This is a genomic window from Chelatococcus sp. KU-N122 (assembly GCF_055391085.1).
Map to the genome: position 1 here is coordinate 7,164,524 of NZ_AP043981.1, position 22,472 is coordinate 7,186,995.

Consider the following 22,472-nt stretch of genomic DNA (forward strand, 5'->3'; position numbering starts at 1 on the left):
TTCAAAATGCCTCGGCCGGAGCCGTCGCGGCGCTCTCTCCGGCCGAGGCTGGGGGTTGGGTGGAACGAAGGCGCTCGAGCGGCTTGCGGCCGAACCGGAAGAACAGGACGGGCGTCAGGAACGCGTCGAGCAGCGTGGCGGAGATCAGGCCGCCGAAGATCGTGACCGCCACCGGGTGCAGGATCTCCTTCCCCGGCGCGTCGGCGCCGACGAGCAGCGGCACCAAGGCGACGCCCGCCGACAGCGCCGTCATGAGCACCGGCGTCAGCCGTTCGAGGCTGCCGCGCACGACGAGGTCGCGGCCGAACGGCACGCCTTCGTGCAGCGCCAGGTTGAGCGTGTGGCTGATCTTGAGGATGCCGTTGCGGGTGGCGATGCCGGTCAGCGTGATGAACCCGATCATCGAGGCTACCGACAGCGGCTGCCCCGCCAGCCAGAGGGCGGCGACGCTGCCGATCAGCGCCAGCGGCACGTTGCCCATGATGATCAGGGCGAGCGCCGCCGAACGATAGCGGCTGTAGAGGATGGCGAAGATGAGCACGAGCGACAGCGCCGAGAGCGCGCCGATGGTCCGGCTCGCGTCCTCCTGCGCCTGGAAGGTCCCCTCCAGGCTCGCCGAATAGCCCGGCGGCAGTTGCGCGGCGGCGATCTGCCGGCGGATCTGCGCGGCGATCTCCGCCATGTCGCTGCGGCCGTCGGTATTGGCCTGCACGACCAGACGGCGGCGGGCATTCTCCCGCAGGATCTGGTTGGGGCCGCTGGTCTCGCGGATGTCGGCGAGCCGGCGGGCGGGCACCCATCCGGACGGGGTTTCGATCAGGAGGTCGCCGAGGCCTTGCGTCGTCCGCAGCCGTTCGGGCAGGCGGATGGTGACGTCGAAGCGGCGGTTGCCGTCGACGACCGTGGAGACGGCGCGGCCGTTGGAGAGGCTGCTCAGCTGCTCGACGATGGTCGCGGGCGGGACGCCGTAGAGGGCAGCCCGCCCATAGTCCACCTGGATGTCCAGCTGCGGGATGCGGACCTGCTTTTCGACCTGAAGGTCGACGAGGCCCGGGATGCGGGCCAGGCGGCCGCGCAGGTCTTCGGCGAGCGTCCGCAGTGTGTCGAGGTCGTCGCCGAAGATCTTGAGCGCGATCTCGGCGCGCACGCCCGACAGCATGTGGTCGAGTCGGTGCGAGATGGGCTGCCCCACGTTCACCGACACGGGCAGCACGGCCAGGCGGCGGCGCAGGTCCGCGACGACCTCCGGCTTGGGGCGCCCGCCGGGCTTGAGCGCCACCTCGAGATCCGACGAGTGGACGCCCTCGGCGTGCTCGTCGAGCTCCGCCCTGCCCGTGCGGCGCCCGACGGCCGCCACTTCGGGGACGGCGGCGAGCAGTCGCTCGGCGATGAGCCCGACCCGGTTCGACTCGGCGAGCGAGATCCCCGGGTTGAACGTCATGTTGATGGTGAACGAGCCCTCGTTGAAGGGGGCAGGAACGCGCGCGGCAGCTGGAGCGCTGCCGTCGCCGCGGCCGCGACGGCGAGCCCGACGGCTCCGAACAGCAGGCCCTGATGTCGAAAGGCGCGCTGGAGCAGGCTCGCGTTGCGCGCTTTCAGCCAGCGCACCAGGCCGCTGTCATGCTCGTCCAGCCGCTTGAGCGACGGCAACAGGTAGTAGGCCATGACCGGCGTCAGCGTGATCGACACCAGCAGGCTGCACAGGATCGAGATGATGTAGGCTTGCCCAAGGGGGCGAAGAGGCGGCCCTCAATGCCCGAGAGGGCGAACAGCGGCACGAACACCAGCACGATGATGACGGTGGCGTAGACGATGCCGGAGCGCACCTCCTGCGAGGCGCCGACCACCACGGCGAAGACGGAGCGCGGATGGCCCTGCTCGCGGTTCTCGCGCAGCCGGCGGAAGATGTTCTCCACGTCGACGACCGCGTCGTCGACCAGCTCGCCGATGGCGATGGCGAGGCCGCCGAGCGTCATCGTGTTGATGGAGAGCCCGGCGATGTGGAACACCACCGCCGTCGCGAGCACCGAGACCGGGATTGCCGTCAGCGAGATCGCCGTGGTGCGCACGTTGAGCAGAAACGCGAACAGCACGACCGCGACGACGAGCACCGCCTCGACCAGCACGCGTTCCAGGTTGCGGATCGAGGTCTCGATGAAGTCCGCCTGCCTGAACACGATCTGATCGGCGTCCAGGCCCGGCGTTCCGGCGGTGATCTCCCGCAGGGCGCGTTCGACCTCGCCCGTCAGCTTGACGGTGTCGACGTCCGGCTGCTTCTCGACCGACACGATGACGGCGGGAGCACCGTTGTAGCCGGCGTCGCCCCGCTTGCTCTTGGCGGCGAAGGCGACGTCGGCCACCTGGCGCAGGTAGACCGGCCCCTTGGCCGTGGCGGCCACCACGATGTTGCGCAGGTCGTCGAGGCGCGTCGTGCGGCCGATGTTGCGGATCAGGTATTCGCGCGCATTCTGGTCGGTGAAGCCGCCGCCTGCGTTCACGCCGAACTGGCCCAGGGCCTTCTCGATCTGGTCGTAGGTCAGCCCCAGCGCGCGCACCGCCGTCGGGTCCGGGCTCACCCGGTACTGGCGCACCTCGCCCCCCATGGGGATCACCTGGGCGACACCGGGGATCGTCAGCAGGCGAGGACGGATGACGAAATCGGCGATCTCACGCACCTCCATGGGAGAGGCCCGGTCGCTGGTGACGGCGACCATGACGATCTGGCCCATGATCGAGCTGATCGGCCCCATCTGCGGCACCGCGTTCGGCGGCAACTGGCTGCGCACCTGCGCCAGGCGCTCCGCGACCTGCTGGCGGTTGCGGTAGATGTCGGTATCCCAGTCGAACTCGACGTAGATGACCGAGAGGCCGACACCGGACACCGACCTCACCCGGGTCACGCCCGGAACGCCGTTCATCTGGGTCTCGATGGGAAAGGTGACCAATTGCTCCACCTCCGGTGGCGCATAGCCTTCGGCCTCGGTCATGATGGTGACCGTCGGCCGGTTCAGGTCGGGAAAGACGTCGACGGGCAGCCGCGCCGCCGTCAAAGCGCCGAAGACGACGAGCGCGGCCGCAGCCGCCAGCACGAGCATCCGGTTGCGAAGCGATTGGGTGACCAGAAACGTGAACATGGCCGCCCTCCTCAGCGCACCTGGTCGAGGAGCTCGGCCCCCTGGGTCACGATCCGCTTGCCGGGCGGCAGCCCGGCCTCGATCAGCACCCGGTTGCCGTCGATCGGTGTCGTCCGCACCGGGCGAGCCGCGAAGCGCTCCGCCGCGACATGCTCGTAGACGACCTCCTGGCCGCCGCTGCTGCGGACGACGCTGGCGCGGGGCAGCGCCAGCCCCTGCGCCTGCACGGGCGAGGCGATCTGCACGGTGACGAACTGGCCGATGCGCAGCCCGGACGTCTCGCCACGGACGGCGAACTGGATCGGGACAGCCTGATTGCGGTCGGCCAGCCCGGCCCCCTGATAGACGAGCTGAAGCGTACGGCCATCCGCCAGGCGGGCCGTCGCCGCGCCGGTGCCGGCCACTGCGTCGAAGCTGAGGGCTTCGACCCAAAGGCGCTTCGGATCGATGATCTGGAACACCACGGCGCCGGGCGCCGCCATCTGGCCGGCCACCGCGGTCGACTCCGCGATGACGCCGTCGACGGGCGCAACCAGCGGCTCCGGCTCTTGCCGCGCCGTGTCGAGCGCCGCCCGTCGATCGCGCAGGCCCCGCAGCTCGTCCATGGCGTCGTCGAGCTGGACCTGAGCGACCGCGCCGGAGCCGACCAGCCGTCGATAGCGCTCGACCCGCCGCTCCACCGTAGCGATCTGCTGATCCAGCTCACCCTGACGCTGGCGCATGTCCGACACGTCGACCCGCTGCACCGGCGGCGTCACGTAGGCGAGCACGGCGCCTGTCCTGACCGCCGTGCCGAGCCGCGGAAACCCGCCGCTCGGTGCCGAGAGGCGGCCACCGACCGACGACTGCACCACGCCGCTCGCGTTAGGGTCGGGGACGATGCGTCCTGGCAGCTCGGTGATGCGGCCGTAGCTCGCCGCCTCGGTGACGACGGTGCGGATGGCGAGAATGCGCTGGACCGGCTTCGGCACGAACACGCCGCCGTCCGGCTGGCGCTGAGGTAGATCGCTGTCCATCGCCGTCGACGGCGGTGCGCTGCGACCGTTGCCGTGATCGTCTCCCTCGTGCGCGAACGCGGTCGTCGCCACGAGCAGGGCGACCAGCGCCAGCATCGCGACGGCGGGCGCAGCGCGCCGCCGGCGGGCCAGGACGGTCGCGGCGACACCGAACGCGAAGGCGAGCGCGGCAACGCCGAGCAGCGTCGGGTCGGGGTGGGTGAGACGCTCGCGCCAACGTGGTGCCGTCGCTGGCGCCGCCGACACCTCGCCGGGCGCCCCCGGAACGATGATCGTGACCGGCAGCACGTCGGCCGCCCCGTCGATGGCAAGGGTGAACAGCAGGTCGTGCCGGCCGGGCGCTGCGAGCCAGGGGACCGGAGCTGTATAGCTGCCGCCGGCGTCGGTCTTGAGCGTCACCGGCCCATCGGGTGCCTCGAGGGTGACGCTCGCCCCTTCGATCGGCTCGTTGCTGGCGAACCGATCCAGGTAGACCGACAGCACACCGTCGCGCACCGCCGCGACCAGCTCGGCTGTCGCGCTGGCGGCCTCGCCGCGCGGCGTTGCGACGAGCGGGCCGGGTGCAGCGGTCTCGGCGTGATCATGCCCCTCGTGGGCCGCCGCCGCCCCCGCGAACAGGGCGGCGCCCAACGCCACGGCGCGCAGCGCCGCGGCAAATCTCGCATGCATGTCTGGAATCCCTTGCCGTTGAACAAAGGCGTTCCGTCAGGACACCGCCAGTGCGGGCCCTCGGAACGCCGGTGTCAGGCGAAGGATCGAGGAGGTTCGGGGAGGGCTTCGGGAGTGACGCCGGGGTGCGGGGGGTCCGCCATCCAAGCGACGACGCACCTTCTGCTCGCCGGCAGCCACATGCCGGTGGCAACGGGAAGCGTGGCGAGCGAACAGCAGGCCGCGCCGATGCCGCAGCAGAGGCCGCTGCAACCCGTTGCGTCGGACGGGGCGCCGGCGGCCGACCGTACGAAGACGCCCTCGACCTGTGCCGGCGGCACGGTTGAGGACAGCGAATCACCGGCTACTGCTGCAACAGGTGACGCTGGCGTCACGCGGACTGCGTGACCCGGTTCGCCATGTCCGGCATGCGCTTCGGCCAGCGTCGGCACAAGGCTCGCGGCAATCATCACGATTGCCAGCGCCAAGAGCCGCAGGAAAGGCCGGTGGAATGCCATCGGCCGAAGGCCTAGCATATTTCGCGGAGGACGGCGAATAGGTCCGGATGCTGGGACGCCGGCGGATCTACTGGTTCACCGCGGCCCCGATGCCGGCGCCGAACCTCCGGAGCTGTCCGGCCGATCCTTCGGCTCGGCCGGAACGATCTCCATGGTGGCGCCGATCGAGCTCCAGCCCTCCGGCGCGCGCTCCTTGCGCTCGCTGTAGCGGTCGACCAGGTAGCCCGCCCGCTCGCGCGTCAGCAGCGTGAACTTGATCAGTTCCTCGCAGACATCGACGACGCGATCGTAGAGTGGCCCCAGCTTCATCCGTCCGGCCTCGTCGAACTCCTTGAACGCCATCGGCACCGAGGATTGGTTGGGGATGGTGAGCATGCGCATCCAGCGGCCGAGCACGCGCAGGGAGTTCACCGCGTTGAACGACTGCGAACCGCCGGACACCTGCATGACTGCGAGCGTGCGCCCCTGGGTCGGCCGCACCGAGCCCTCGCTCAGCGGCAGCCAGTCGATCTGGCTTTTCATGACTCCGGTCAGGTTGCCGTGGCGCTCAGGGCTGACCCAGACCTGCCCTTCCGACCAGAGCGAGAGGGTGCGCAGCTCCTGCACCTTGGGATGATCGGCAGTGCTGTCGTCGGGCAGCGGCAGGCCGTGGGCATCGTAGATGCGGACCTCGCCGCCCATGCGCTCCAACAGCCGCGCCGCCTCGTGGGCCAGGAAGCGACTGAACGAGCGCGACCGCAGCGAGCCGTAGAGGATCAGGAACCGCGGCGGATGCGCGAACGGCACCGCAGCGTGCACACCTTCGCGCGTCGGCACCTGGAACACGGCGTCGACCACGTTGGGCAGACCGTCGGCCACGCTCGGAAGGGGCTTGCTCATGGGCATACTTTCATTTAATGATTCAAAATCAATTGAGATATTAAATCGATGATCGACGAACAGCAAGCTCTCGCCGCCTTCGCAGCCCTCTCTCAGGAGACGCGCCTGCGCCTGGTTCGCATCCTGGTGATGGCGGGACCCGAGGGTCTGGCGGCCGGTGCCATCGCCGACGCGCTCGGCGTGTCGACCTCCAACCTGTCGTTTCATCTGAAGGAGCTGGAGCACGCCGGTCTCATCCGCTCGCGCCGGCAATCCCGTTCGATCATCTACAGCGTGGTGTTCACGGCGCTGTCCGGCCTGGTGGAGTTCCTGATGCGCGATTGCTGCCAGGGCCACCCGGAGGTCTGCGCCCCGGCCGTCGCCGCGCTGTCGGCCTGCAACTGCACCCCCGATCCGGAGCGCACCCATGCCTGATCACGTCTTCAACGTGCTGTTCCTCTGCACGGGCAATTCGGCCCGATCGATCATTGCCGAGGCCGTTCTGAGCAAGGACGGAGCCGGCCGCTTCCGCGTCTATTCGGCCGGCAGCCAGCCGAAGGGACAGGTCAACCCATTCGCCCTCAAGGTGCTCGAACGGGCCGGGTATCCGACCGAAGGACTTGCATCGAAGTCCTGGGAGGTGTTCGCCGCGCCCGGCGCCCCGGTGATGGATTTCGTCTTCACCGTCTGCGACAACGCCGCCGGAGAGGCCTGCCCCCTTTGGCCCGGTCAGCCGGTGACGGCGCATTGGGGCATCGAAGATCCCGCAGCGGTCGAGGGCACGGACCTTGAGAGGGAAACGGCCTTCGTCACGGCGCTTCGTTACCTCAAGAACCGCATCAACGCCTTCGCGAACCTGCCCCTGCGGTCACTCGACGGCCTGGCCCTGAACGCCAAGCTTCGCGAAATCGGCCAATTGCCGGGGGCCTCGTCCCCGCGGCCCAATGTGGCATGAGGCCGGCCGTGGACGTCATCATCTATCACAACCCAGACTGCGGCACCTCGCGCAACACGCTGGCGATGATCCGCAATGCCGGCATCGAGCCGCACATCATCCACTACCTCAAGGATCCCCCGACGCGCCTGCTGCTGCGCCAGTTGATCCAGCGCGCCGGCCTGAGCGTATGCCAGGTGCTGCGCGAAAAGGGCACGCCCTTTGCCGAGCTTGGCCTCGCCGATCCGTCGCTGAGCGACGATCAATTGCTCGACGCGATGATGGCGCACCCGATCCTCGTCAACCGGCCGCTCGTGGTGACGCCCATGGGCGTGCGGCTCTGCCGTCCGTCCGAGCTGGTGCTCGATCTGCTGCCGCCGCAGCAGGGCGAGCTCGTCAAGGAAGACGGCGAGCGCGTGGTCGACGAGCACGGCCGCCGCGTCGCGATCGGATAAGCCCGCATGTCCAGCTTCGAACGCTACCTGACCCTGTGGGTCGCGCTGTGCATCGTCGCCGGCGTGGCGCTCGGCCATCTGATGCCGGGTGTCTTCCATGCCGTCGGCGCGGCCGAGATCGCCAAGGTCAATCTGCCCGTCGCCGTGCTGATCTGGCTGATGGTCATCCCGATGCTGCTCAAGATCGACTTCGCCGCGCTCGGCCAGGTCGGCCGCCACTGGCGCGGCATCGGTGTGACGCTGCTGATCAATTGGGCCGTGAAGCCGTTCTCCATGGCCCTGCTCGGCTGGCTGTTCATCGGCTGGCTGTTCCGGCCCTACCTGCCAGCCGATCAGGTGGGCAGCTACATCGCCGGCCTCATCATCCTCGCCGCGGCGCCGTGCACGGCCATGGTGTTCGTCTGGTCCAACCTGACGCGCGGCGAGCCGCACTTCACGCTGAGCCAGGTGGCGCTCAACGATGCCATCATGGTGGTGGCGTTCGCGCCGATCGTCGGGCTGCTGCTCGGCCTATCGGCCATCACGGTCCCCTGGGGCACGCTGGTGCTCTCGGTGGTGCTGTACATCGTCATTCCGGTCATCGTGGCGCAACTCCTGCGCCGGCAATTGCTGGCCGCGGGCGGCCAGCAGGCCCTCGATCGGTTGCTCAAGACCCTCGGACCGGTATCTCTCGTGGCGCTGCTGGCCACGCTGGTGCTGCTGTTCGGCTTCCAGGGCGAGCAGATCCTGGCACAGCCGCTGGTGATCGCGCTGCTCGCCGTGCCGATCCTGATCCAGGTTTATGCCAACGCGGGGTTGGCCTATTTGTTGAACCGCATGGCCGGCGAGGAGCACTGCGTGGCCGGGCCGTCGGCCCTGATCGGCGCCTCCAACTTCTTCGAGCTGGCCGTGGCGGCGGCCATCAGCCTGTTCGGCTTCAACTCGGGGCGGCGCTGGCGACGGTCGTCGGTGTGCTGATCGAGGTGCCGGTGATGCTGAGCGTGGTCTGGATCGTCAATCACAGCCGCGGCTGGTACGAGCGCGGCGCCATGCGAACGAAAGGCCGCGCGCGCCCGGCGTCGCGTGAAGCCTGACGCGTCCCCGGCCGACGCCATCGCGCGCCACCATCGCCTCGCTGTGGTCAGCGCCCTCGGCGTGGTGCAGATCCTCGCCTGGGGCTCGTCATTCTACCTGCTGGCGGTGCTGGCCAAGCCGATCGCGGCGGACACCGGCTGGCCGCTTGCCTGGATCGTCGGCGGCCTGTCGGTCGGCCTGCTGGCTGCCGGCGTGGTGTCGCCCAAGGTCGGCATTCTCATCGGCCGCTACGGTGGCCGGCCCGTGCTGGCCGCGTCGGCCATTTTCCTGGCGATCGGCCTCGTCGTGCTCGGCTCGGCGCCGTCGCTCCCGATCTATGTGGCGGGCTGGGTGCTGCTCGGCCTCGGCATGGGGACGGGCCTCTATGACGCGGCCTTCGCCACCCTCGGCCGGCTCTACGGCGCGGCGGCGCGGCCGGCGATCACGACGCTGACCCTGTGGGGCGGATTCGCCAGCACGGTCAGTTGGCCCCTGTCGGCCATACTTGTCGAGCACGTGGGCTGGCGCGGGGCGTGCCTCGCCTATGCGGCTCTGCAGATCGGCGTATCACTGCCGCTGATCGCCGTCCTCATCCCGCCGGAGCCGGCCCGTCAGGCCGAAACGTCTGCGGCCGCCGCCGCCAGCACGGCGCTGCGGCCGGGCGAACGGCGGGCGTTCGTGCTGATGGCCGGCGTCCTGACGTTGGGCAGCACCGTCATGACCCTGGTCTCCGTCCACCTGCTCACGCTGCTGCAGGCGCGAGGCGTCCCCCTGGCATCGGCGGTCAGCTTCGGCGCCCTCATCGGCCCGTCGCAGGTCGGCGCGCGCCTGATCGAGATGGCCGGCGGCGGGCGTCATCATCCGCTGTGGACGTTGACGGCGGCCATGGCGCTGGTCGCCATCGGCGTGCTGATGCTGGCGTTCGGCCTCCCCGCCGTCGCCTTGGCGCTGATCCTCTACGGCGCCGGCAACGGCATCTATTCGATCGCGCGTGGGACCGTGCCGCTGGCGCTGTTCGGCCCCGAGCGCTACGCGCCGCTCCTCGGCCGCCTCGCCCGGCCCAACCTGGTCGCGGCGGCCCTCGCGCCGCTGCTCGGCGCCTTCGTTCTCACGCACGGCGGCGCCGACACCCTGTTCGGCCTGCTCGCCGTGCTCGCCCTCGCCAATGTCGGACTGGTGGCAGCGCTGTGGCGGGCGCGCTGAGCCATCGGCCTACCGCTTCACGGTGCTGAACAACCGATCGTAGACGGCGCTGCCGGGCGGCGGGAAACCGTCGGCGGCGAGCTGGCCGAGCTCGGTCATGCGCATGTCGGGGCCGAGGCCTTGCCTGGACGTCGCCACTTGCGCCACCAGCAGGCGATGGCCGTCGCCGGGCCGGCGCCACGTCGCCGGGTACAGCAGCCGGTATTCGTGGCGGATCGGCTGGTAGGTGAAGCCGCCGCGCACCGCTTTGAACTGCCAGTCCCAGGTCGCGGCGAAGCGCGCCTCGTCCGGCTCCGACCAGCGCGTCCAGATCGGGAACGCCGCGTCGTGCAGGTCCATGGACTTGAGATCGGCGAGCGCCGCGGCCAACCGCCCCGCGTCGCTGCCGGGATCGCCTCCGAGCCGGCGCGGCGCCGCCAGCAGGCGCTGCTTGACGTAGCGATAGCGTGGCCCGAGCGGGGCGTTGCCGAAGCCGGCGGCCCCGACCAGCGGCACGTCATAGCTCGCGACCGCGCCGGCATCGACGTGCTCGACCCGCTCGTCGAAGCCGGGCTCCCGAGGGGCCGGGCGGCCGTCGGGGAGCGCCTTGCGATGCAGCAGCCCATCGGCGAGCGTCAGGTCGGCTGCGCCCAGCGCGACGGGCCGGCCGTCGAGGTCCTGGAGCCCGGCGCCGTTGAGGGCGGCAATGACAGCAGCTGCATTGGCGAGCCGCTGCGGCCGCGCCACCCGCAGGTCGAGCATGACGAAGAGCGTGAAGGTCTTGCCGTCCGGTCCCGGCCACATCCCCACGAAATGGCGCATGGCCGCGAGCTCGTCGACGTTCAGCAGTTGGCGCAGCGCGGCGGTGAAGCCATCGGCCCGGCCGATGTTGCAGCCGACGATGACCACGCGTGCCGGGGCGCGGCCGCCGGCGACCACCGGGCGCGGGTCGAAGGCCGCGGCGTCGAGCCGCCAGGCATCGCCGGCGGGCGAGCCGAGCTGCTGCTTCAGCCGGGCATAGTCGAGGACAACACTGTCGTCCGTGCTGAGCTGCAGGCGGCCGCCGTAGCTGCCATGTGCGACCAGGACGACATTGCGCACCGGCGCGGCGACGTCGAGCCGGGTCGCGGCTTGCGCGGTCGCGACCCGGGCGTTGAGCCCGGCGATGAGCCATTGCACCGTCGTCGCCGGTTCGTTGATGGCGACCGTCGCGGGCATGACGCCGTAGAAGCCGGCGGCCCGCCGGCCGAAGGCATCGGTGCCCGAGATCAGGACGTAGTCGCGCGCCTCCGCGTTGGCCAGCCGCTGCCATTCCTGCCGCGTTGCCGCATTGGCTCGGTCCGGCGGCGGAAACACCAGGAGCTCGTCGGGCTCGATGCCGGTGTCGACGGCAGGGGCGCCATGGCGCACGCTGCCGTCGGGCCGCAGGATGGCGACGCCGTTGCCGAGGCCGAGCAGCGCCGGCAGTTTCCAGCTCTGGTAGCCGTTGGCGATGAGCAGCAGCCCGACCGCCTGCGGGCTCCGGGCGGTCGCGCTCATCATGCCGGCCGGCACCGGCGACGGCACGCCCAGCGTCTCCGCTTCCAGGAACTGCGCCAGGGCCAGCAGAACCGCCATCACGCCCCTCCCCCACGGACGACGGCCGCCTGGCGCAAGGCTGCGGCACGCGCGTCGCGCGCCTTGCGGCGGGCGCCGAGCAGCGCCGCATCGTCACGGGCCCGGCGCAACAGCAGCAGCACCTCGCCATTCCGCCCGGCGAGCGCCGCCTGCCCTCTGGCCGCCGTCGCCAGCCGCTCGCGCTCGAGCCGCACGCCGGCGATCGCCTGCGTGGGAGCGCTCGGTGGTCGTCGGACGGCCGGCTTGGTCGGCTTGCGGACGATGTCTGCCGTGATCGCCGGAGCGAGCCGCGGCAATCGCGCCGGGACCGGCCTGTCGGCACCAAGGGGGGCGCCCCCTGCCGCCGCTGCGGGACGGACCGGCGACGCGGCAAGTGGGCCGAGCCCGCTGAAATCGCGGACGAAATCCGGCCGTGGCCGGCCGGGCGCGGCGATGGCGTTACCGCCAGGCGCCCGCTGGCGCAGGTTGCCGGCCTCCGGGACGAGGAAACAGACGGAGGCGGTGCAGCGCCGCGTCGCGTCGCCGTCGACGACAGCGATGGTCAGCGTATTGGGCCCGGTCAGGAGCGCCTCAGGCGGCAGCGCCAGGCGAACCCGCAAGGCCGCCATGGGCTCCGTAGCGGCCGGCTCGCGCCCGACGAGCCCCGGCAGTTGGCCGATGCGGCCCTCGTGCGACAACGTCGCAAGCTGGGCGCCGATCCCTCCGACGAGGCCGGCGCCGCGCAGGGCTGCCGCACCGGAGCGAGGGCTGCCGACCGAGCCTTTGGCGCCGCGACCGGCGACGGCGCTCGCCGCACTGGCGCCGCGGCTGATGGTGGCCGCACGCACCGCCGTGCTTCGCCCGCCTAGGAGCGGGGCGACGGCCGCGGCGATGCCGACCGGCGCCTCGCTGACGGCGGCAGCGGCAATGGTGACCGGCGCCTCGTTGACGAAGACGAGCACGCGCGGCAAGTCTCCGGCGTCGAGGCCGAGATAGGAGCGCGGCACCCCGCTCAGGCTGAATTCGGCCACGACGGGTTCCTGAGAGCCTTCGCGGCGCGCCGTGGCGCCGGGACCGGGGGCCACGATCGTGATGGCCGGAGCGACGAGCCGCGCCTCGCCAGCGGTTGCCTTGGCGCGGCCGTGGGCGGCTGCGACGCCGTCACGCTCGTCCGCCGTCTCGTCCAGCAACGCGTCCAGGCCCAGCAGCTCGGCCACGTCGTGGGCCAACCCGTCGACCGCGTTACGGACGGCGCCGATATTGCGCACCGCCGCGCGCAGGGCATCGACGATGTCGTCGGCGGGCAGATCGATGCGCCCGAGCGGGATGCGAATGTCGACGCCGACATGGATGCGCAGCTCCAGATCGAGGCCGGGCCGCGGACCGAGCCGGTCGCGCACCGCGTCATCGAGGCGGTCGAGCAGCAGCTCCATCACTGCCTCGGCCACATCGTCCGCCGGGTCGATGGCGCGCAGATCGGCGACCAGCCCTTCCACGCCCTGGGCGACGGCGGCGACCGCGTCGAGCACGTCGTCGGCGATGGCGTTGTCGATCAAGGCCTCGACCGCCTGGTTCAGCGCGGCGCGGGCGGCACGGCGGGCGCCGCTCGGCAGGTGCTGATAGACGCCGATGCCGCTGAGGACCCGCTTGCCGGCCTCGTAGGCCATGTTCACCAGCGCCGCCCGCAGATCGTCCCGGCCGCTGCGCCGATCGAGGCGGCCGAGCAGGTCGAGCGCAGAGTCGAGGCAGCGGTTCCACGCCGCCTCCGCTTCGGCGAGGCGCTGGGCGAGCTCGCGCTCGAGCGCTCGCAGTTGCTCCGCCAGCGCATCGACGAGCCCATCGAGCTCCGCCAGCCAGGCGCGGGCTTCGGCCTCGACCGCCGCAATGGCCGCCTGCAGCGCGTCGAGCGCAGCGCGCGCGGCTCGCTCCAGGAGCAGCGCCACGGCGTGGCCGACGCGGCCGGCGACCAACCCGCCGAACTCCAGCGCCAGGGCCGTCGCCGCTTCGGCGTTGGGCACGAAGGCGCTGTTGGCGAGCGACGCCAGCAGATCCGTACCGGCCGCCCCAGGCGCGACATCGAGCGCCTCGAAGCAGAGCCCACGCAGGTGCGCGCGCTGATCGCCCGGCAGGGGCGCGAAGACGTCGGCGGCGATGTCCAGCATCTCGGCGGCAAGCTCGGCCAGCGCCGCCCGATCGATGCCGGTGAGCCGCGCCAGCACCTGCACCGGGCCGCCCCCATCGTTGGCATGGGCCGCGAGATCCCTGAGCGCCCCGCCGACCCGATCGAGCGCATAGTTGGAGAGCGCATCGGCCGACACCACCAGCGACCGGCCGAGGAGCTGGAAGACCACGCACGAGCAGGCCTCGCGCAGCGGCTTGGGCGCCACGGCGCCCCGCCGCACCCCGTCGCCCACCGCGACCAGGATGGTGTTTACGGCGAACGTCAGGCCGGGCAGCATGACCTCGTCGACATACGGCCGCACCCACTCCGGTGCGCGTGCCAGCGCGCGCTCGAGCGCCGGCCGCAGGTCGCGGCCGATGGTCTGGTCGAGCAGCCGGCGCAAGCCGTCCAGGATGACCACCAGCGCCGCCTCGGGGTCGGGCTGGCCGCCCAGGCCGATGGCGTTGGCATTGGCGAAGATCAGCTGCAGCGTCTGCGCCTCGCCGACGCCGGCCGCGCGGAACAGGGCGATGACGGCGCGCAGCTCGGGCCGAGCCGCGAGCAGCGGATCGACGATCGCCGGCCGCAGCAGGAAGGCGACCAGGTGCTCCCGCGCCAGCTGCCCGGACGCGCCGCTGCCGAGCGCGGCGCGGATCGCGTCGGCGATGAGGGGCGGCGGCTGCGGCACCGGGCCGGTGAAGGCCTGCGCCACCGCCGTCGGCGCCAGACCGATGACCGAGGCGCGCGCCGAAGCCACCGATATGCGCTCGACCAGCGCCAGCAGCAGCTCGGTCGCGGCCCAGAGCTGGGCCACCGGCTCCGCCAGCCGCGCTGCCGGCGGGTGGCGGGCCGCGGCCGCGGCGACGAGGGCGGCGCCCGCGTCGAAGGCATCGGCCCAGGCGGCGCGGACGGTACCCGCGGCGTCGACGTCGAAGGGGTTGTCCGGCAGCGCGCGCAGGCGCGCGGCGAGCGCCAGCCGCTGCGGCCGCAGCGCCCGCCAGACCTGCTGCGGCAGCGCCGCGGCGGCAAAACTCGCCCGCATGGCTGCGTCGGCGGCGTCGTGGATGGCCGCGAGCACGCCGCGCTGCGCCTCCTCCAGCGACACCTGCACGCAGCGCTGCGCCAGGATGGCAGCCGACGCGGCGTCGAAGACGCTGGTCTGGGCCAAAGCGAAGCCGGTCTCCAGGCAGGCCCGGAAGGCGATCTTGGTGGGGACGCCCAGGTTACGCAGCAGCGCCTGGTCGGCTGCCGGGGCAGCCCGCAGCAGCTCGTCCAGCGCCTCGTCCACGGTCAGGTCGACGGCGCGCCGCACCAGCCGCCGCGGCTCGGCGACGGCGAACTGCGCATAGACTCGATAGCCCGCCCCGGCTTTGAGCCCCAGACCGGCCTCCGCCGCGACGGTGAAGCCAGGCGCCGCGCCGCCGGCAGCGACCAGGGTGCCGGTGAGCGACAGCCCCGCGTAGGCCATAGCGGAGGCCGCGACCTTGGCCTTGACACCGCCTTGGACGACGGCCTCCTCGAGCAGTACCCGCAGCACGCGGGCGCCCAGTCCCTGCAATCGCGGGTCCTGCTCGGCGAGGGCGATGAAATCGCGGACCGAAAGGCCGATGGCGAGATCGACGGCAGCCGCCGCTTCGGCGATCGCCTGCAGCCGCACGGCGAGGCCGAACTCACCGAACAGGTCGAGCGGCATCTGCACCTGGGCGCGCACGCGCGCCGCCGCATGCGCTTCGCCGGTCAGGTCGGCGGCGAGGAAGCGGCTCAGGGCGGCGTCGATCGAGACCAGAGCCTCGGCGCCGAGCGCCAGGTCGAAGCCGCGGTTGAGCTCAGCCGAAAGATCGAAGTCGAGCGAACCGCCGGCGGCGACCGCCGCCCAGTCCCCGGCCCGGTAGTCGACACCCGCGCTGAGGACGGAGCCGCTGAGCCCGGCTGCCGGCATGATGCTCCCCCTGTTTCGGGACTCGGGAGCGGGAGCGCCCGGCCGTTACTTAACCGAAACAATAGGGAGCGGCCGTCGCCGCTGTCAATTCGGGCTCGACCGGCCGCTCAGCGCCGCGGCATGCTCGATTTGGAGCCCCACATGCAGAGGCTTGAGGGCTCGAAGCCGAACTGGCGGGGGCGGTGGGTGGCCTCGTCCTCGATCTCGTCGACGCCGACGGAGTATTCGAACACCATGTTGTTGGGGCCGAGGAAGTAGAGGAAGCGGGCGCCCGAGGTCGGATGCCGGCCTGGCCCGAACACGATCGGCACGTTCTGCTCCGACAGATGGTAGAACGAGCGCAGCACGTCGTCGTTGCTGGTCACCTGGTGGTTGATGTGCTGGATGCCGGGGCCGGACCCCGGCGCCAGCGCCATGGTGTGGTGGATCGCATTCACCCGCATCAAGGCGATGTCGCCGATGCGGTCGCTGACGCGGGCGTTGCACACCTGGGTCCAGAAGCGCTCGTCGCGCCTGGGGTCGGTGGTGTTCAGCCCGATGTGGCTGAAGCCGGTGATGCCGGCATCGCGCGTCGGGAAGTAGCGCCGGCCGCTGCGGTCGGGCCGCACCACCAGCTCGATCTGGTTGCCGGTCGGGTCCTTGAAGGCGATGAAGGCCTTGACCTTGCGCGCCGCGCACTCGCCGTCGGTGCCCAGGTGCACGGGGTGGCCGAGCGCCTCCAGCGTGCCGGCGGCCGCGTCGAGCTGGCCCTGGTCCTCGATCTCGAAGGCCACGGTCTGGTCCTGGGGATCGCCCTCGAAGTAGCACAGCGTGTGGGCGCGGTCGTCGGAGCGCAGGTAGAGCGCCTTGCCCGTCCGCTCCGCCACCTGCAGGCCGAGGCAGCGCGTCGCGAACGCCTCGGCCTGCTCCAGGTCCGGCGCGCCCAGGCGGGCGTAGCTGACGTCCTTGAGCTCGATCATGGGGGATCTCCTTGGTGTCGGGTCAGGCGCCGGCGAGCGCCAGCTCGGGCAGGTCGCTGGTGCTGCCCCAGGCGCAGAGCGAGGTCGGCTCGGCGGCGAACTGGCGCGCCCGGTGCCGGCGCGGGTCGATGTCGGTCATGCCGTAGCCGTAGGCGAACATCTGGCCGTCGGGCGCGGTGAAGCGCACGAACACCTGGCCCGAGGCGGCCTCGCGCCCCGGGCCGTGCACGACGCGCACCTGGTGCTCCTGGAGGAAGTAGTGGCTCTGCATCACCGCATCGAAGCTCTCGACGCCGTAGGTGACGTAGAGGATGCCGGGCCGGGCGGCGGGATAGAGGGCGATGCGGTGATGGGCGTCGTCGAGCTGCAGGTAGGTGACGTCGCCGGCCCGGTCGCTGACCGTGGCGCCGAGGATGGCGGTCCAGAAGGCGGTATCGCGGGCGAGGTCGGTGCTGCGCAGGCCGACGCATTGCAGGCCGGTGATGCCGGCGTCGCGGCTGCCGAAGTAGCGGCGGCCGCTGACGGCGGGGCGCAGCACGAGGTCCACGGCGGTGCCCTGGCCGGTGGCGCAGATCAGGGCGCGGCGCACGAAACGGCGCTCGCACTCCTCCGCCGAGGCCTCGCGGCAGGCATGACCGGCCCGCTCCAGGGCGGCGGCGGCGGCGTCGAGGGCGGCCTCGTCGTCGAGCTCGACGCCGATGGCGGAGCCCCCGTCGCCGGAGAGGGCCAGCGTGTGGGCGCGCTGGTCGGAGCGGAAGACGATGTCGCCGGCACGGCCGGCGACGCGCTCGAGGCCGAGGATCTCAGTCGCGAAGCGGGCGCTCGCTTCGAGGTCGTCGGTGCCCAGGCGAACGTAGCACAGCTGGACGATCCTGATCGTGCCCAACATTCATCTCCTTGTCTTGTGCTTGTCTGTCGGCGGCCGGCTTCGGCCGGAGATAAGCTGCCAGATGCTGACCGATGATCTTGCGCCAGACCTCGTAGAGGTGACTGAAGCGCTCCGGGTCGTCCTCGATGAGGGCGCGGATGGCAAAGCCCCTGACGATACTGATGGTCAGCGCCACCACGTCGCCGGCGAGCCTGGGTGGCACGCCGGCCGCGACCAGCGCCTCGCACCACGCCACCTCGACGGCGAAGCGGTTCGCCCGGGACAGGTGCAGCGTCTCCTCGCGCAAGCTTTCCGCCTCGTCACCCAAGGTGACGGCAAGCTGGATGAAGAAGGAATCGCTGAAGAAGAAGTCGTGCGCGTCGGCGATGATCGCGCCGACGACGTCGCCGCCGGTCTGCGCCGTCCGGGCACGCTTGCGGCTCCGAGCCGCCGCCGTCTCGTTCAGGTGCCGGAGCGCGGCGACGACCAAGTCATGCTTGGTCGGAAAGTGGTGCAGCTGGGCGCCGCGCGAGACGCCGGCCAGCTCCGCCACCTCGCTGGTGCGCAGGCCGCCGTAGCCGCGCCGCCGCAGCAGCTGGATGGTCGCGTCCAGCACCTTCTTCTGCGTCGTCTCGCGGCGCTCCGCCTGGGTGCGCCGCGGCCGCCCGCCCCGGTCGCCGTCTGCTCCCGCGGGCAGCACGGCGCGCGCCGCCGGGACGACGGGCTCGGCCATGGGCCAGGCTTCGGGCCGCGGCACCCTAGGCCTGGACATACACATCCTCGTCGACGATTTCGACCGCGTAGGTCTTCAACGGGATGGTACACGGCATGGCCGTGGCACGGCCATTGGTGACATCGAAGGTGCCGAAGTGCCACGGGCATTCCACCGTGCACCCGGTGAGAATCCCCTCCTCCGACAGCGACGCCTCGCCGTGCGTGCACAGGTCCGCCGTCGCGTAGAGGCGGCCGTCCACGTTGTAGACCGCGAGCGCCGTCCCGTCGGACAGCTCCGCCGGACGGATCTCGCCGGCCGGATAGTCCGACACCTTGCCGATATGCACTCTGTCCATCGCCGCGATCGTCATTGCATCGTGCTGCCGCCGTTGACGCTGATCACCTGCCCGGTCACGAACGACGCCTCCTCGGACGCCAGGTACGCCACCATCGACGCCACCTCCGCCAGCGACCCGGGCCGCCCCAGCGGCACCACGCTCACGAACTTGTCGACGAATTCCGGCGCGGTCTGGCGCGCCGCCGTCACCTGCGGCGTCTCCACGATGCACGGCGCCACCACGTTCACCGTGATGCCGTCGGCCGCGAACTCCCGCGCCAGCCCCGAGGCCAGCGCGTGCACCCCGCCCTTGGCGGCGTTGTAGGCGGCATGGTCCCACAGCCCGTTGCGCACCGAGTCGGCCCCGATGTTGACGATGCGGCCGTAGCCCCGGGCCTTCATCACCGGGATGGCGTGCCAGGTGCACCACAGCGTCGTCCACAGATTGCGGTCGATGGTCGTCCGCAGCGTCTCCGGCGTATGGCTCAGGAACGGCTTGATGATGCCGCCGCCGGCGTTGTTCACCAGGATGTCGAGGCCGCCGTGCGCCGCGACCGCGGCGGCGACGAGGCGGCCCGCCGCCTCCTCCTGCGCCAGGTCGCCGGTCTCCACCACCGGGCGGCCGTGGCCGTGGCCGGCGTCGGCGATGGCCGCCGCCACATCGGTCACGGCCGAGCCGGGCACGTCGGCCAGCACCAGCCGCGCCCCGTCCGCCGCCAGCCGCCGCGCGATGGCCGCGCCGATGCCGCCGGCCGCGCCGGTGACCAGCGCGATGCGCCCCTCGAGCGGCCGGCCCCGCGCCGGCGCTGCTTCACTGCGCTGTGCGTCTGCCATGGCCGGCCTCACAGCACGATCGAGATGCGGCCGCTCGGCCGCAGGCTGTCGCTGTCGAGCACGCAGCGCCTGGAGCGGATGCGCAGGCCGTCGTCGGTGGCGACCAGTTCGTAATAGGCCGTGCCGACATAGAGATCGGTGACGCCGTCCTTGCTGCGGTAGGTGGCGAACACCGCCTTGGCGTCGACCTGCTCACCCTGCTGGGCCAGGACCCGCACGTTGCCGATCAGGCGCCGCGTCTTGGAATGCGGGAACTCGGCGTGAGCCGTGCGCTTCATCAGCCGCTTGACGCGCTCGCCCAGGCGGAAGCGGTCGTCGGCGATGTAGAACAGGCTCTCGTCCGAGCGGGCGTCGGCCGGCAGGTCGGTGCAGGGCACCTCGTAGGTGGCGTCGTCGGTGAACAGGCCGAGCCACTCGGGCAGCCGCCACTGGTCGAGCAGGTCGGCCTCGGCGAACAGGAAGTCCTCGACCTCGGCCCGGGTCACACGGGTTGTGGTTGCGGTTACAGTCATGTCGCCCTCCTCACGCCGCGGCCTGGGTCTTGTTCACGAGCGGCGGCGGGAACATGCGGTTGTTCCACTGCGTCCAGAACGCCCGCATCTGCAGCTCGTCGTCGTGGGACGGTCGCGCCTTGCCCATGCCCTTGGAGATGTCGTTCCACGCGGCTTCCCTGTTGTTGGCGAAGCCGCGCTGGCAATGCTCCAGCGCCTCGGCGTCGTCGGGCGTAGCGAAGCCGCCGGGGCCGAGGAACTCGAGGAAGTTGTAGAGGCGGAACTTGCGGGCCCAGGCGCTCTCCTGGTTGGGCGCCAGCGCCCAGGCGTTGATCGTCATGTAGTCGGGCGCCACCGGATAATAGGTGCGCACGGTGGTGGCCATGATGTCGTTGACCACCAGGTTGGGGAAGATGAACAAATTGCGGTTCTTGTGCGCGATGCGCTTGGCCCGCTCCTCACCGAAATCGGCGACCAGCCGGGCATAGAGCCGGTCGATCTCCGCCCGCCCCTCTTCCCCCCAGGCCGGGATCCACTGTGCTACCGGACGACCCCACGGCGCCCCGTACTCGAGCACCGCGTGGCCGTTGCCGAGATCGAGGCCCACGCCGCCGCGGCCACCGGCACTCATGCCGTCCGTGGTGTTCATGAGGTAATCGAAGTAGGTCGCGTGGGTGGTGGTGGCGTGGTAGCCGTCGATGCTGTTCTCGGTGAGCAGCTTCCAGTTCGCCCGGATCGAATACTCCTGCGTTCCGGCGACGATCGACATGCCGGACTCCGACTGGTCGCAAACCAGATCGAGGAACTCCTTGGCGCCGGCCAGATAGTCGACCAGCGGCTCGATGTTGCGGTCGAAGCAGACGAAATTGAAGCCGCGGTAGCTCTCGAAGCGCGGCACCGGTGTCATGTTGGACGATTCGCGGTTCTTGAAGCCCTCCGCATACGAGGCCTCGCCGGGCTGGCTGCGCAGCTTGCCGTCGGCGCCGAACACCCAGCCGTGGTAGAAGCACTGGAACGACTTGGCGCTGCCCTTGCGCTCGCGGCAGACCTGGGCGCCGCGATGCGGGCAGGTGTTGAGCAGGGCGTGCAGCTGGCCCTTGCTGTCGCGGGTGAACAGGATGCTGCGGCCGGCGACGAGACGGGTCACGAAATCCCCCGGCTTGGGCAATTCCGACTCATGCCCCAGGTAGAGCCAGCAGCGTTCGAAGATACGCTCCTTCTCCGCCCTCCAGATCTCGGGATCGACGAAGTTGCGCCGCGCCACCTTGAAGGTCTGCTGCCGTTCGTCGACCAGGATTGCAGGCTGTTCGCCTCGTTCCATCGTCCGTCCTCTCTACGTCAATAATTGAAACGCGCACTCTGTAAGCGTTTGGCTCATCGCCTACGCTGCGGCGACGCGTCTGGCGGGAACCGGCGCCGGGAACATCTGCTTGTTCCACTGTGTCCAGAACGCCCGCATCTGCAGCTCGTCATCGGCGGCGGGCTGATCCTTGCCCATGCCCTTGGAGATGTCGTTCCACTCCGCCTCCTTGTTGTTGGCGAAGCCGCGCTGGCAGTGCTCCAGCGCCTCGACGTCATCCGGCGTGGCAAAGCCGCCGGGCCCCAGGAACTCGAGGAAGTTGAGCAGCCGGTCCTTGCGCGCGCGGGCGCTTTCGTCCCTCGGCGCCAGGGCCCAGGCGTTGATCAGCATGTAATCGGGCGCCTGCGGATAGTAGGTGCGCACCGTAATCGCCATGATGTCGTTGATGACCAGGTTGGGAAAGATGAACAGGTTGCGGTTCATCCGGGCGATGCGGTTGGCGCGCGCTTCGCCGTAGAGCGCCACCAGCCGGCTGTAGACCGCATCGACCTCCTTGCGCCCCTCCTCGCCCCAGGCCGGAATCCATTGCGCGATCGGACGGCCCCACGGCGCCGTCCCCTCGACGACGGCATGGCCGTTGCCGAGATCGCGGCCGACGCCGGCGACCGGCACCTGTGTCGTGCTCCCGGTCGAATTCATCAGGTAGTCGAAGTAGGTCGCGTGCGTCGTGGACGCATGGTAGCCGTCGATGCTGTTCTCCGTGAGCAGCTTCCAGTTCGCCCGGATCGAATATTCCTGGCTTCCCGAAACGATGACCATACCGGCTTCGGATTGGTCGCAGACGATATCCAGATATTCCTTGGCGCCGGCGAGGTACGCGTCGAGCGGCGCGACGTTGCGATCGAAGCAGACGAAGTTGAAGCCGCGGTAGCTCTCGAAGCGCGGCACCGGCGTCATGTTCGACGATTCGCGGTTCTTGAAGCCCTCCGCGTAGGAGGCCTCGCCTGGCTGGCTGCGCAGCTTGCCGTCGGCGCCGAACACCCAGCCATGGTAGAAGCACTGGAACGACTTGGCGCTGCCCTTGCGCTCGCGGCAGACCTGGGCACCGCGGTGCGGACAGGTGTTGAGCAGCGCCCGGAGCTCACCCTTGCTGTCGCGGGTGAACAGGATGCTGCGACCGGCAACGACCCGGGTCAGGAAATCGCCGGGCTTGGGCAGCTCCGACTCATGGCCGAGGTAGAGCCAACAGCGCTCGAAGATACGCTCCTTCTCCGCCTGCCAGATCTCCTGATCGACGAAGTTGCGCCGCGCCACCTTGAAGAATTGCTGGCGCTCGTCGACCCAGATGGCAGGCTGCTCACCGCGTTCCATGATGTCCTCCCTCAGCTTCTTCAGGCCGTGAACCCGGGCCGCGGATCGTCGGGCGGGCTCTCCCAGCCCGGAAACGAACGGCGCATGCGGGCGACCAGATCGGC

At 70.7% G+C, this 22,472-nt stretch carries 16 protein-coding genes and 2 pseudogenes; 5 read left to right on the forward strand and 13 right to left on the reverse strand.

Translation table 11 applies throughout. The features are described 5' to 3' along the window. Nucleotide 1 precedes the first annotated feature (1 nt). From ACZ5PO_RS32420 to arsH, 3 genes and pseudogenes are all read right to left on the reverse strand, one after another. Nucleotides 2–3,134: pseudogene (locus tag ACZ5PO_RS32420) on the reverse strand (efflux RND transporter permease subunit). Between the two features lie 11 nt (nt 3,135–3,145). After that, a complete protein-coding gene (locus tag ACZ5PO_RS32425) occupies nt 3,146–4,819 on the reverse strand; it encodes an efflux RND transporter periplasmic adaptor subunit (protein ID WP_464186701.1) in 1,674 nt (557 codons plus the stop codon). A 572-nt stretch (nt 4,820–5,391) separates the two neighbouring features. After that, nucleotides 5,392–6,195 carry an arsenical resistance protein ArsH gene (arsH, locus tag ACZ5PO_RS32430; protein ID WP_464186703.1) on the reverse strand — a complete coding sequence of 268 codons (804 nt, stop codon included), beginning with the start codon at nt 6,193–6,195 and terminating at the stop codon, nt 5,392–5,394. Between the two features lie 48 nt (nt 6,196–6,243). Here arsH and ACZ5PO_RS32435 point away from each other — a divergent pair, with 48 nt between their 5' ends. From ACZ5PO_RS32435 to ACZ5PO_RS32455, 5 genes and pseudogenes are all read left to right on the forward strand, one after another. Beyond that, nucleotides 6,244–6,609: an ArsR/SmtB family transcription factor gene (locus ACZ5PO_RS32435; protein ID WP_464186705.1), complete on the forward strand. Its 366-nt coding sequence runs from the start codon at nt 6,244–6,246 to the stop codon at nt 6,607–6,609. Then, complete coding sequence (locus ACZ5PO_RS32440) at nt 6,602–7,129, forward strand: arsenate reductase ArsC (protein WP_464186707.1); 528 nt, start codon at nt 6,602–6,604, stop codon at nt 7,127–7,129. The genes ACZ5PO_RS32435 and ACZ5PO_RS32440 overlap by 8 nt, the downstream gene beginning before the upstream one ends. Nucleotides 7,130–7,137: 8 nt before the next feature. After that, nucleotides 7,138–7,563 carry an arsenate reductase (glutaredoxin) gene (gene arsC / locus ACZ5PO_RS32445; protein ID WP_464186708.1) on the forward strand — a complete coding sequence of 142 codons (426 nt, stop codon included), beginning with the start codon at nt 7,138–7,140 and terminating at the stop codon, nt 7,561–7,563. A 6-nt stretch (nt 7,564–7,569) separates the two neighbouring features. Further along, a pseudogene (gene arsB, locus ACZ5PO_RS32450) lies at nt 7,570–8,636 on the forward strand (ACR3 family arsenite efflux transporter). Continuing rightward, the gene (locus ACZ5PO_RS32455) at nt 8,626–9,819 is read left to right on the forward strand and encodes an MFS transporter (RefSeq protein WP_464186710.1); all 1,194 of its coding nucleotides are present in this window, start codon (nt 8,626–8,628) and stop codon (nt 9,817–9,819) included. The pseudogene arsB and the gene ACZ5PO_RS32455 overlap by 11 nt, the downstream one beginning before the upstream one ends. A 9-nt stretch (nt 9,820–9,828) precedes the next feature. Here the strand turns inward: ACZ5PO_RS32455 and ACZ5PO_RS32460 are convergent, their stop codons facing one another. From ACZ5PO_RS32460 to ACZ5PO_RS32505, 10 genes are all read right to left on the reverse strand, one after another. Continuing rightward, nucleotides 9,829–11,415: a hypothetical protein gene (locus tag ACZ5PO_RS32460; RefSeq protein ID WP_464186713.1), complete on the reverse strand. Its 1,587-nt coding sequence runs from the start codon at nt 11,413–11,415 to the stop codon at nt 9,829–9,831. Then, on the reverse strand, nt 11,415–15,494 hold the full coding sequence (locus ACZ5PO_RS32465) for a hypothetical protein (RefSeq protein ID WP_464186714.1): 4,080 nt from the start codon (nt 15,492–15,494) through the stop codon (nt 11,415–11,417). Before ACZ5PO_RS32465 ends, ACZ5PO_RS32460 begins: the two co-directional genes overlap by 1 nt. A 107-nt stretch (nt 15,495–15,601) precedes the next feature. Continuing rightward, entirely contained in the window at nt 15,602–16,453 is an 852-nt protein-coding gene (locus ACZ5PO_RS32470) for a VOC family protein (RefSeq protein ID WP_464186715.1), read from the reverse strand. Nucleotides 16,454–16,475: 22 nt separating this feature from the next. After that, nucleotides 16,476–17,339: a VOC family protein gene (locus ACZ5PO_RS32475; protein ID WP_464186717.1), complete on the reverse strand. Its 864-nt coding sequence runs from the start codon at nt 17,337–17,339 to the stop codon at nt 16,476–16,478. Next, the gene (locus ACZ5PO_RS32480) at nt 17,257–18,054 is read right to left on the reverse strand and encodes a TetR/AcrR family transcriptional regulator (RefSeq protein WP_464186718.1); all 798 of its coding nucleotides are present in this window, start codon (nt 18,052–18,054) and stop codon (nt 17,257–17,259) included. The genes ACZ5PO_RS32475 and ACZ5PO_RS32480 overlap by 83 nt, the downstream gene beginning before the upstream one ends. 25 nt (nt 18,055–18,079) lie before the next feature. After that, a complete protein-coding gene (locus ACZ5PO_RS32485) occupies nt 18,080–18,391 on the reverse strand; it encodes a non-heme iron oxygenase ferredoxin subunit (protein ID WP_464186720.1) in 312 nt (103 codons plus the stop codon). A gap of 11 nt (nt 18,392–18,402) precedes the next feature. Beyond that, entirely contained in the window at nt 18,403–19,206 is an 804-nt protein-coding gene (locus tag ACZ5PO_RS32490) for an SDR family oxidoreductase (protein WP_464186721.1), read from the reverse strand. An 8-nt stretch (nt 19,207–19,214) separates the two neighbouring features. Next, nucleotides 19,215–19,718, reverse strand: a complete 504-nt coding sequence (locus ACZ5PO_RS32495; protein ID WP_464186722.1) for an aromatic-ring-hydroxylating dioxygenase subunit beta — start codon at nt 19,716–19,718, stop codon at nt 19,215–19,217. 10 nt (nt 19,719–19,728) lie between these two features. Then, nucleotides 19,729–21,018: an aromatic ring-hydroxylating oxygenase subunit alpha gene (locus ACZ5PO_RS32500; RefSeq protein WP_464186723.1), complete on the reverse strand. Its 1,290-nt coding sequence runs from the start codon at nt 21,016–21,018 to the stop codon at nt 19,729–19,731. Nucleotides 21,019–21,078: 60 nt separating this feature from the next. Continuing rightward, complete coding sequence (locus ACZ5PO_RS32505) at nt 21,079–22,368, reverse strand: aromatic ring-hydroxylating oxygenase subunit alpha (protein WP_464186724.1); 1,290 nt, start codon at nt 22,366–22,368, stop codon at nt 21,079–21,081. Between the last annotated feature and the right edge of the window lie 104 nt (nt 22,369–22,472).

Coding starts and splice junctions, on each gene's coding strand:
- ACZ5PO_RS32465 (WP_464186714.1), bottom strand. CDS start 15,494: ATGCCGGCAGCCGGGCTCAGCGGCTCCGTCCTCAGCGCGGGTGTCGAC.
- ACZ5PO_RS32480 (WP_464186718.1), bottom strand. CDS start 18,054: ATGGCCGAGCCCGTCGTCCCGGCGGCGCGCGCCGTGCTGCCCGCGGGA.
- ACZ5PO_RS32495 (WP_464186722.1), bottom strand. CDS start 19,718: ATGACTGTAACCGCAACCACAACCCGTGTGACCCGGGCCGAGGTCGAG.
- ACZ5PO_RS32440 (WP_464186707.1), top strand. CDS start 6,602: ATGCCTGATCACGTCTTCAACGTGCTGTTCCTCTGCACGGGCAATTCG.
- ACZ5PO_RS32425 (WP_464186701.1), bottom strand. CDS start 4,819: ATGCATGCGAGATTTGCCGCGGCGCTGCGCGCCGTGGCGTTGGGCGCC.
- ACZ5PO_RS32500 (WP_464186723.1), bottom strand. CDS start 21,018: ATGGAACGAGGCGAACAGCCTGCAATCCTGGTCGACGAACGGCAGCAG.
- ACZ5PO_RS32470 (WP_464186715.1), bottom strand. CDS start 16,453: ATGATCGAGCTCAAGGACGTCAGCTACGCCCGCCTGGGCGCGCCGGAC.
- ACZ5PO_RS32485 (WP_464186720.1), bottom strand. CDS start 18,391: ATGGACAGAGTGCATATCGGCAAGGTGTCGGACTATCCGGCCGGCGAG.
- arsH (WP_464186703.1), bottom strand. CDS start 6,195: ATGAGCAAGCCCCTTCCGAGCGTGGCCGACGGTCTGCCCAACGTGGTC.
- ACZ5PO_RS32435 (WP_464186705.1), top strand. CDS start 6,244: ATGATCGACGAACAGCAAGCTCTCGCCGCCTTCGCAGCCCTCTCTCAG.
- ACZ5PO_RS32490 (WP_464186721.1), bottom strand. CDS start 19,206: ATGGCAGACGCACAGCGCAGTGAAGCAGCGCCGGCGCGGGGCCGGCCG.
- ACZ5PO_RS32505 (WP_464186724.1), bottom strand. CDS start 22,368: ATGGAACGCGGTGAGCAGCCTGCCATCTGGGTCGACGAGCGCCAGCAA.
- ACZ5PO_RS32460 (WP_464186713.1), bottom strand. CDS start 11,415: ATGGCGGTTCTGCTGGCCCTGGCGCAGTTCCTGGAAGCGGAGACGCTG.